Below are 634 nucleotides of genomic sequence, written 5' to 3' on the forward strand. Positions count from 1 at the left end.
CAGCAGCCGTTCGAGCTGCCGGGTCAGCGACGACAGGTCGTCCGCCCGCACCCAGCCCGCGTACCCCGCCAACCGCTTCGGCGCTTCGCTTAATTGCCCGTCGACGCGAACGGCCGGCTCGCCCATGGCGAGCACGGTTCCGCCGGCTTGCAGGAATCGCTCGAGCAGCGCCAGCGTCGACGCTTTGATCGTCGTCATGCTGTCGGGATAGATGACGACGTCGTAGCTGCGCTTCCCGACGCGCATCGCTCCGAGCTCCGCCTCGCCGTGACGGCCCATGATAAATTCGTCGCCGAAGTCGTAGTTCCACTGCCGGTCGCAGAGGCCTTGCGCCACCTGCAGGTACAACTTCATATCCGGAGACTTCGGCGGGTCCTGACGGCTGCGCAGTCCGCCGGACTGCGAGCCGGGCGTCTCCAGATAGCCGGAGGTGCTCGGGTTGAGCAGCAGGATGCGGTTGCGCGTCTCGCCTTGGGAGAGCAGGTAGGACAGCCTGCCGAAGTAGCCGTTCAGCTCGCCATACTCCTCCCACCACGGCTGGCGCCAGTCGAACGACTGCGGATGGTCCCGCTTGCGCGCCCCGGCGACGGTCGAGAGCGTCAGATGCTGGTTCAGGAAGTTGATGCCGTGGACG

The 634-nt window shown here is 66.6% G+C and carries 1 protein-coding gene; it reads right to left on the reverse strand.

Features of this window, described 5'->3' with window-relative positions:
* The coding region (locus H7C19_RS34085; protein ID WP_221469627.1) for a hypothetical protein at positions 1 to 634 on the reverse strand (634 nt) is incomplete at both ends.

The organism is Cohnella nanjingensis (assembly GCF_014212125.1).
Taxonomy (GTDB): domain Bacteria; phylum Bacillota; class Bacilli; order Paenibacillales; family Paenibacillaceae; genus Cohnella; species Cohnella nanjingensis.